The sequence below is a fragment of the Candidatus Methylomirabilota bacterium genome (genome assembly GCA_036001065.1).
GTDB lineage: Bacteria > Methylomirabilota > Methylomirabilia > Rokubacteriales > CSP1-6 > MNEF01.
The window spans coordinates 1-8,137 of sequence record DASYUQ010000042.1 but is presented as its reverse complement, the minus strand read 5'-3'; the positions used below and the strand labels follow the sequence as shown (position 1 = coordinate 8,137).

The 8,137-nt window shown below is 67.4% G+C and carries 8 protein-coding genes and 1 pseudogene; all 9 read left to right on the top strand.

Annotated elements, in window-relative coordinates; translation table 11 throughout:
- Nucleotides 1–603, top strand: a 603-nt coding sequence (locus VGV13_03790) for an RNA polymerase sigma factor (GenBank protein ID HEV8640200.1), incomplete at its 5' end; no start/stop codon positions are given.
- A 145-nt stretch (nucleotides 604–748) separates the two neighbouring features.
- Nucleotides 749–1,432 (top strand): CBS and ACT domain-containing protein, encoded by a 684-nt coding sequence (locus VGV13_03785; protein HEV8640199.1) that lies wholly within the window; start codon nucleotides 749–751, stop codon nucleotides 1,430–1,432.
- Entirely contained in the window at nucleotides 1,429–2,286 is an 858-nt protein-coding gene (locus tag VGV13_03780) for an HAD family hydrolase (GenBank protein ID HEV8640198.1), read from the top strand. The genes VGV13_03785 and VGV13_03780 overlap by 4 nt, the downstream gene beginning before the upstream one ends.
- 243 nt (nucleotides 2,287–2,529) lie before the next feature.
- Nucleotides 2,530–2,922, top strand: a complete 393-nt coding sequence (locus VGV13_03775; GenBank protein ID HEV8640197.1) for an FxLYD domain-containing protein — start codon at nucleotides 2,530–2,532, stop codon at nucleotides 2,920–2,922.
- 868 nt (nucleotides 2,923–3,790) lie between these two features.
- Nucleotides 3,791–4,024 carry a hypothetical protein gene (locus tag VGV13_03770; GenBank protein ID HEV8640196.1) on the top strand — a complete coding sequence of 78 codons (234 nt, stop codon included), beginning with the start codon at nucleotides 3,791–3,793 and terminating at the stop codon, nucleotides 4,022–4,024.
- 287 nt (nucleotides 4,025–4,311) lie between these two features.
- Nucleotides 4,312–5,961 carry an ATP-binding protein gene (locus VGV13_03765; protein HEV8640195.1) on the top strand — a complete coding sequence of 550 codons (1,650 nt, stop codon included), beginning with the start codon at nucleotides 4,312–4,314 and terminating at the stop codon, nucleotides 5,959–5,961.
- Between the two features lie 2 nt (nucleotides 5,962–5,963).
- Complete coding sequence (locus VGV13_03760) at nucleotides 5,964–7,310, top strand: sigma-54 dependent transcriptional regulator (protein HEV8640194.1); 1,347 nt, start codon at nucleotides 5,964–5,966, stop codon at nucleotides 7,308–7,310.
- 281 nt (nucleotides 7,311–7,591) lie between these two features.
- Nucleotides 7,592–7,747: pseudogene (locus VGV13_03755) on the top strand (YceI family protein).
- Between the two features lie 55 nt (nucleotides 7,748–7,802).
- Nucleotides 7,803–8,087: a metalloregulator ArsR/SmtB family transcription factor gene (locus VGV13_03750; GenBank protein ID HEV8640193.1), complete on the top strand. Its 285-nt coding sequence runs from the start codon at nucleotides 7,803–7,805 to the stop codon at nucleotides 8,085–8,087.
- Nucleotides 8,088–8,137 lie beyond the last annotated feature (50 nt).

The following is an 8,137-nucleotide window of genomic DNA, read 5'->3' as shown; positions in this document are numbered from 1 at the left end:
AGCGACCGTCTGTATCGGCTTGCCATCCACATCACGGGGAACGCGATGGACGCCCAAGAGGTCGTGCAGGACGCGCTCTGGAACGCGACGCGGAAGATCGACACCTTCAGGGGAGAGTCCGCCTTCGGGAGCTGGCTCTATCGGATCACGACCAACGCGGCGTACCAGACGCTGCGCCAGCGACGCCACGCGCGCCGGGAAGTCTCGTGGGACGACCGTGCGCCCTCCTTCGACGAGCACGGCCGGCACGTCGAGCCGCCGGCAGATTGGTCGGCCCAAGTGGAGGAGCTAGCCTTGCAGACGGAGCTGCGCGCTCTGCTGACCGCGGCCATCGAGGATCTCCCGGCGGATTACCGCCTCGCGTTCCTGCTCCATGACCTGGAGGGACTGTCGAATCCTGAGACCTCCGAAGTCCTGAGCGTCAGCCTGCCGGCCGTGAAGTCGCGAGTGCACCGCTCGCGTCTATTTCTCCGGAAGCGTCTGGCCGAGTATTTTGAGGGCGCCGGGCTCTCGGCCGGCACGGACCCGATCGGCCCAGCGCGACCGAGAAGACGGCTCGGCGGAGGACCGAGCGAGCGTACCGATTCTGTGACGCTTTCGTAAGCAACGCGTAATCGACTGCCCACGAAAGCATCAGCGTTCGCCGTGGCATGTCTCTGGCATTGCGCGGAGCCTTATCGGAACCCAACGGTGGCTGCTGCGCATCTCACTCATGAGAATGCTACGAGCGAAGGAGGGACCGCTGAGCATGCGGGTCGCCGACGTTATGCAGTCAAAGATCGTGACCATCTCGTCTCAGACCACCGTGCCCGTGGCCGAGCGCCTGATGCATGAGCACGGCGTCCATCACCTGCCGGTCGTGGACAACGGCTTGCTGCTCGGCATCGTTTCCGCTCGCGACCTCGCGCGGGCCTTGCCGTCACCGGCCACGAGTCTGGCCCGGCACGAGGTGACGAGCCTCCTCGATCGCGTGACCGCGAAGGAGATCATGAGTCGGCCCGTGATCGTGGTCGAGCCCTCGCGCACCCTCGAGGATGCCGTGCGGCTGCTGCGAGTCGAGGGGATCAGTGCCTTAGCGGTCACCGACGCGGGTCGCCTCGTGGGCCTGCTGACGGAGGCCGACGTGCTCGACGCGTTCCTGGCGACGATGCGCGCGGCCGAGCCATCAAGCCGGATCGATGTCACGGTGCCCGACTACCCGGGCGGGCTCGCCGACGTGATCGGCGTCGTCGAGGAGGCTGGCGTGCCCATCGCGCAGCTGACCACGGTCACGCCGCCGGACGGCCGCCGCCGCGCCATTGTCCAGCTCGCGACCATCGACCCGCGGCGGGCAGTCGCGGCCCTGGAGACGGGTGGCTACGCCGTGGGGGATCGCGGGAGCGAGGTTGAAGACCGCTACGCGGAAGACCGGTGCGCGGGGGTCTGGCCATGAGCCTTGCGCCCGCCGGCCTCGCTGTCACACCTCACTATCTCGTCGCCTGCGACTTCGATCAGACATTGAGCTTCAACGATTCTGGCGTCGTGCTGAGCGAGTTGATCGACGTCTCCCGCTTCCAGGAGAAGGTTGCCGGACTCTCCGGCATCCACCTCGCGCAGCCCGGGGCCGAGCTGGCGTACCTGCTCCGCCACGACCCCGAACTGCGCTGCATCCGCCACCAGCACCTCGTCGAGGCGGGCCAGCGGGTGCGGCTCAAGCGGCACATCCCGCTCTTCGTCGACTTTCTCGAGCACGGGGTCGAAGGGTTGCGGTTTTCCTTCTACGTGATCTCGGCCGCCCCCGCCGCGGTGGTCCGGTCGGCCCTGGCGGGAATCGTTCCCGCCGACCATATCTACGGCACCGAGCTGGACTTCGACCCCTCCTCCGGGGAGATCTCCGCGATCACGAAGGTGCCGGCCGGCTACGGCAAGGTTGCCATTCTGGAGGACCTGGAGGCCAGGCTGCAGATCAGTCCCGACCGGACCGTCTACGTCGGCGACGGCGGCTCCGACATCCACGTGATGTTGCATGTCAACGACCGAGACGGGTTGACGATCGCCGTCTCCGAAGCGAAGTACGTCACGCGGATCGCCAAACGGACGGTCATCAGCGACACCGCCCTCAGCGTCCTGGTCCCCATCCTCGAGGATATCGTCGGTTGGGAGCCGGCCCGGATCCGCCGGCTGCTCGAATCGTATGGCCTCGTTCTGCAGGAGTGGGACAAGGCGCGTACCGACTGGCTGACCATCCGTGACAATCCAGGGTTTACCACCGCGCCGACGGCCCCGGACGGGGCTCCGGCCGATTGAGCCTCGGGAACCGGCGACGTTCGAGCAGGCGACTCCCGCCGTTCTGAGATCCGGCGCTCCTCGGCGGCGCCAGCCGCTCGTTTGATCTGAATCTCTTCTGTGCGGTGGGCGCGGAAGACTCGAACCCGGTGGGCCCGTTCGGGCATCTCTAGGAGTGATGACGGCGTGCCGTGAGCGCGCCGGCGGGCATGCGGAGGCGACGTTCCGAGAGGGGAAACGATGAGCATGGAGAAGTGGCGATCGATGAAGACGCGGGTCCTCACCGCGGTGCTCGCGCTGGGGCTCGTACTGGCGTCGCCGCCGGCGGCGACGAGCCGCTCGCTCGAGCCGCTCGTGCTGGGCTGGGAGCGGTTCTTCACCATCTCTTGGGAGAGTTGGGAGGAAACAGGCCGGCCCGTCGTGGGCGGCTACATCCGCAACGAGAGCGGGTTCACCGCGGCGAAGGTCCAGCTGCTGGTCGAGGCCCTCGACCCGGCCGGACACGTCGTGGACCAGCGGGTCAGCTGGCTGGGCAGCCAGTTGACCGCGGGCACGCGCGCGTACTTCGAGGTCCCGGCGCCGCCTCGCCCGGCGGCTTACCGGGTGAGCGTGTTCGCGTTCGACTGGGTGCAGACGGCGTCGATCCAGACTCCCTAGCCCCGGCTGACCAGAGGTCCGTGCCTTCGGCCCGGCCGCGGGCCATCGATGGCGTCATCGACTACTTCGGCGACAGGGCTGCCATGTCGGCAAGGCCCACTGTCAAGCGGGCACATCGGCGCGATTCAGAACGGAACGCCGTGTTCCCCGATGAAGCGACTCGGCCTGGTCCGGCGTCTATTTGGCTGCGCCGGTTGCGCAGGCCAGGGCTGGCCGAGCCCTTGCATGTTGCCGTGGCCGAGTTTGGGAAGCACGCCGCGAACGATGGACCGATTGAGGAGGGAGGTGAAAATATGAAGCGTTTGAGTATCGCTCTGCTGCTCGCCCTCGTGGCCTTCAGCGGCGTCGGCGTTGCGTGGGCCGACGACCTTACGTCGCTGGCGACGGGGATCAACAGCATCCAGACGCCCTAGCGTTGCGGTGGGCGGGGGGTTCTTCCCCCGCCCACCGCGGCGGCCGGAGGCCCCGGAGCTCCTCCTCGCTCATCAACACTGTTGCGTAGCGAAAATTCGCCGTTTCGTTTCGGAACCTGCTCGCGGAAGGAATGAGCGCAACTGCTCGCGAACGCATACTTCACACGTGGCACCGAACTTGATTCTCTCGCCGGGCGTCATGGCCGACATCCCAGTGCGCGATGAACAGGCTACACTGCCGGCGGGACCGCGGCCCCGGCGCCGAACCGGTCGGACCGCCACGGTGGCGGTTCCGCCTCTCTACAAGAACGACCCGGCGCGTCGCATCGATCGCGTGATCGACTACTTCGGCGGCGCGTGGACGGCAGCTCGACGTGAAACCTTTCGCGCTTACGGCACATCTCAAGGGTGCGTTTAAACGGTTCGCCGACTACGAAGAAAGGAGACATCGGAAAATGCTGACACGAGTTGGTTCGCTCGCTCTGGTAACGCTGCTGGTGGCCGCCCCCGTGGCCCTTGCTCGCACGTACGAGGACGTGCAGGCGCCGCGCGGCGAGAAGACCGAGGACATTCAGTCACTCCGCGGCGAGAAGACCGAGGACATTCAGACACAGCGCGGCGAAAAGATCGAGGAGATTCAGGCGCCGCGGGGCGAGAAGATCGAGGAGATTCAGGCGCCGCGCGGGTAAATCTCTCGGGACGCACCCGTCGCGGGGTCGCTACGCTCGAGCACAGCAGAAGGGCCTCCGGCCTTCCTCAAGAGCCCACCGGAGGCCCTTCTGCATCGAGCACCACCAGCTGACAAGCCACCGCTGTTCTGATTCGGGCGAATGACTCTGCGAGGTCCCCCGAGGTTTCAGAGCGAAACGGCTGTTTCGGGTCGGAACAGGCGTGGTCCCGTGAAAGGAAGGAGAACGCACGCCCGGAGGCGCGGCACGCTTCTTGATGTAAGCGTAGAATACCCGAGGAGTCGGAAATGACTGGCCCGCTGATGCTCGCGTTTGTCTCCACCCTGGCGTTCGCGATCCAGTTCCTCATCTTCGTCTACCTCTATTCGTCACACCGCGGCCGCTTCTTCTTCTACCTTCTCTGGGCCTGGGGCTTCTTCACGCTGTCCAAAGGCCTGAAGCTCGCGGAGGCCGTGCTGCCGGCGGAGGTCCCGTGGGATCCGCTGATAAGCGGGGTGGGCGTTGCCGCCCTGTCGGGCGTGGTGGCCGCTGCCCTCGCCTACCGCTGGGACTACCGGGTACGGCGTCGCGATACGCTGGGGGCCGCCGTCGCGGTGCTCGGCGTGACGGTCGCGCACGCATGGGCGCCCGGCATCGAGCTGCCGCTGGCGCTGATCCTGAGCCTCGTCCAGGTCGCAGCGGGTGTCGTGTTCTGGCCGCGGCTGGCGCGGACCGTCTCCGACCGCGGCGCGGGGCTCCTGGCGATGGTGCTCGTCCTCTGGGGCGCGCACCGCATCGGGACCCGGCTCGTCGCGGTCGAGCCGGGGACAATGGCCTACCTCGGGGTCCACGGCGCCTTTCTCATGTTCTATTTCCTGGCAACGTTCGCCATCATCATCATGGTCCTCGACCGCGCGCGCGCCGAGATGCGCTCGCTGAAGGAGTTCAACGAGCGGCTGGTCGACGGGCTGCGCGAAGGGCTCGAGCTGGTCGGGGGTGACTTCACGGTCCGCCACGCCAATCGGTGGATGCTCAGCCAGTTCGGGCCGCTGCGCGGCCGGCGGTGCTACGAAGTGTTGACTGCCGACGGCCAGCCGTGTCCCGGCTGCCCGATGGAGCGGCGGGAGACCATGGAGGGGCCGGTTCGCCTGGAGATCGCCGGCGTGAACGGGCGACGGTTCCTGCTGAGCTGTTCCTCGGTGCACCAGCCGAACGGCGAGACGCTGCTCCTCGAGCTCGTGGCCGACATGACGGAGCAGGAGCGGTTGCGCGAGCGGGTGACCGCGGCCGAGCATCTGGCTGCCGCCGGCGAGCTGGCGGCCGGTGTCGCCCACGAGATCCGCAACCCCCTCGCGGCCATCGTCAACGCCACCACACTGTTCGACAGCGCCGAAGCGCTGACGGTTGAAGAACGCGCGAGCACGCTCGACGCCGTGCGGCGGGAGGCGCGGCGCCTGAATCGCATCCTCTCCGACTTCCTGGTCTTCGCGCGCCCCGGCGCGTCCCGCCGGCGGCCGGGCGACATCCGCGAAGTCGTGGAGCACGTGGCCGCGCTCATCCGTGATGACCCGGCCCGGGCCAGTCAGGTCGAGCTGGCCGTACGCGTGGATGCGTCCGTGCCGACCTTCGCCTTCGACCCGGACCAGCTCACGCAAGTGTTGTGGAACATCGCCCTCAACGGCGTGGAGGCGATGGGGGGCTGCGGGAGGCTTTCCCTCGAAGTCGCTCGTCGGAACGGTCAGGTGCTCATCGTGGTCTCGGACAGCGGACGGGGCATTGCCGGCGAGGAGCAGGGGCGCGTGTTCGAGCCGTTCTACTCGAAGAAGTCCGGCGGCACCGGGCTTGGCCTCACCATCGCGCAGCGGATCGTCGCCGCTCACGGCGGGCGGATCGACCTGGAATCCTTCCCGGGAGGCGGCACGCGGTTCACGATCGCGCTGCCGATCGCGCCGGCGTGACCATGGCCGGCATCCTCATCGTCGATGACGAGACGTCTGCTCGCCTCACTCTCGCCCTGCTCCTGCGCAAGCGCGGACACCGGGTGAGGGAGGCCGACGGGCTCACCGCCGCCGCCAAGGCGCTGACCGATGAGGCGTTCGATCTGATCGTGACCGACCTCCGCATGCCCGACGGCACGGGCCTCGACGTGCTGCGCGCAGCCAAGGCGCACTGTCCGGAGGCCGACATCATCCTGCTCACCGCGTATGCGGGCTGGGAGTCGGCCAAGGAGGCCATGCAGCTCGGGGCGCTGGACTACTTCGAGAAGGGCCGCGAGCCGGATGAGCTCTTGCACCGCATCGACCGGGCCCTGCAGGAGAAGGCCCTCAAGCGCGAGAACGAGAACCTGCGCCGCCAAGTCGAGGAGCGGTTCGGCCTGCCGGGGATCATTGCCCACTCGGCCGTCATGCGGAGAGTGCTGGATCTGGTCGCCCGGGTGGCACCGACCGACGCGACGGTGCTGATCCAAGGCGAGTCGGGCACGGGCAAGGAGTTGATCGCCAAGGCCATCCATCATGCGAGTCCTCAGGCCCGCGGGCCGTTCGTGGCGGTGAACTGCGGCGCGCTTCCGGAAGCGCTGCTGGAGTCCGAGCTCTTCGGCCACGTCAAGGGGGCCTTCACGGGGGCATCAGCCGCCAAGAAGGGCCTCTTCGAGGAGGCGCACCAGGGCACCCTATTCCTCGACGAGATCGGCGAGATGCCGCAGCAACTTCAAGTAAAGCTGCTGCGCGCCCTGCAGTCCGGGGAGGTGCGACCGGTGGGGTCGAACCAGGCCGGTACGGTCGAGGCCCGCGTGCTGGCCGCGACCAACCGCGATTTGGAGCAGATGGTCCGTCAGGGGGGATTCCGCGAGGACTTGTTCTACCGGCTGAACGTCATCGCCATCGCTCTACCGCCGCTGCGCGAGCGCCGGGAGGATCTCCCCCTCCTCGCCGAGCACTTCCTCGAGCGCCTCGGCGCCAAGCAGGGGCGGGATCTGCGACTGAGCCCCGACGCCCTCGATCGCCTGCTGGGCTACGCCTGGCCGGGCAACGTGCGCGAGCTCGAGAACGCGATCGAGCGCGCGGCGATCCTGAGCCGCGGCGACACCGTGGGGATCGAGGACCTGCCGCCGCACGTCGCCGCCAGTCTCGCGCTCGGCCAGGCGCCGACGCTGCCCCCGCAGCAGAGCCTGGCCGGGGTGGAAAAGTCGCACATCATCCAGACGCTCGAACGCTGCGGCTGGAACTACTCGAGGGCCTCCGCGGCGCTGGGTATCGGGCGCACGACGCTCTGGCGCAAGCTCAAGGAGTACCGGATCGCCCGCTGAACACGGGGTCCCGGCGCCGGTTTCGAAAGGGAACGCGACGTTTCTTGCTGGAACACGCGCGCGCCTGGCCGACCGTCCGGATGCCCGTCCCCCGCGACGGGGGACCTGGGCCGCGTCGTCAGCGGCGACTCCCGGTTTATCGTCGATCTCCGCCCGCTGCGAAGCGATGAGGCGCGGCGGGACAACTACATCCGGCGTAACACCCTGGAGACGGACCGTTATTCGAGCTCGTCGGCGACCTCACCGTTCGTGAAGCCACCCGACGATTCACCTGGGAGGCCACCGCGACCTTCACTGGCCAGGATGTCAGCGTCCAGGCGTGGACGGCCTTCCGCTTTGCGGACTTCGGCCTCCGCGTTCCCCGAGTGGCCGTAGTCCTGAGCGTCGAGGACAACATCCGTCTCGAGACCGAGCTGATCCTACGGCGGAACTTCTGAATCACCTCGACGTTCATCGCCATCTCAACGGTGTGGAGATCTCTGGGGGCTCATCGTGGACGACGAGGCACTGCTCCGGGTCCTGAAGGCCCTGGCCGAGCCAAAACGCCTTCGAATGGTCCAGGAAGTGGCCGACGCGGGCGAGCTCTCCTGTGGCCAAATCGGCAAGCGGTTCCTTCTCTCACAGCCGACGATCTCGCATCACCTCAAGATCCTGAACGACGCTGGTCTGCTGGTGGTACGGCGGGAGGCGCAGCATGCGTTTGTCTCGACGAACCCGGGACTCGTCGACAGTGTGCTGAAGTCGCTTTCGGCTCGCCTCATGACCCGACGAAGCTGAATCATCCGCCGGCTTGCTGAATCTTTCATAGATCGACATACATCTATCTA

What these genes read in the sequence shown, in the direction of transcription:
- VGV13_03780 (HEV8640198.1), top strand. Translation starts at nt 1,429, where the DNA reads ATGAGCCTTGCGCCCGCCGGCCTCGCTGTCACACCTCACTATCTCGTC.
- VGV13_03760 (HEV8640194.1), top strand. Translation starts at nt 5,964, where the DNA reads ATGGCCGGCATCCTCATCGTCGATGACGAGACGTCTGCTCGCCTCACT.
- VGV13_03775 (HEV8640197.1), top strand. Translation starts at nt 2,530, where the DNA reads ATGAAGACGCGGGTCCTCACCGCGGTGCTCGCGCTGGGGCTCGTACTG.
- VGV13_03785 (HEV8640199.1), top strand. Translation starts at nt 749, where the DNA reads ATGCGGGTCGCCGACGTTATGCAGTCAAAGATCGTGACCATCTCGTCT.
- VGV13_03765 (HEV8640195.1), top strand. Translation starts at nt 4,312, where the DNA reads ATGACTGGCCCGCTGATGCTCGCGTTTGTCTCCACCCTGGCGTTCGCG.
- VGV13_03770 (HEV8640196.1), top strand. Translation starts at nt 3,791, where the DNA reads ATGCTGACACGAGTTGGTTCGCTCGCTCTGGTAACGCTGCTGGTGGCC.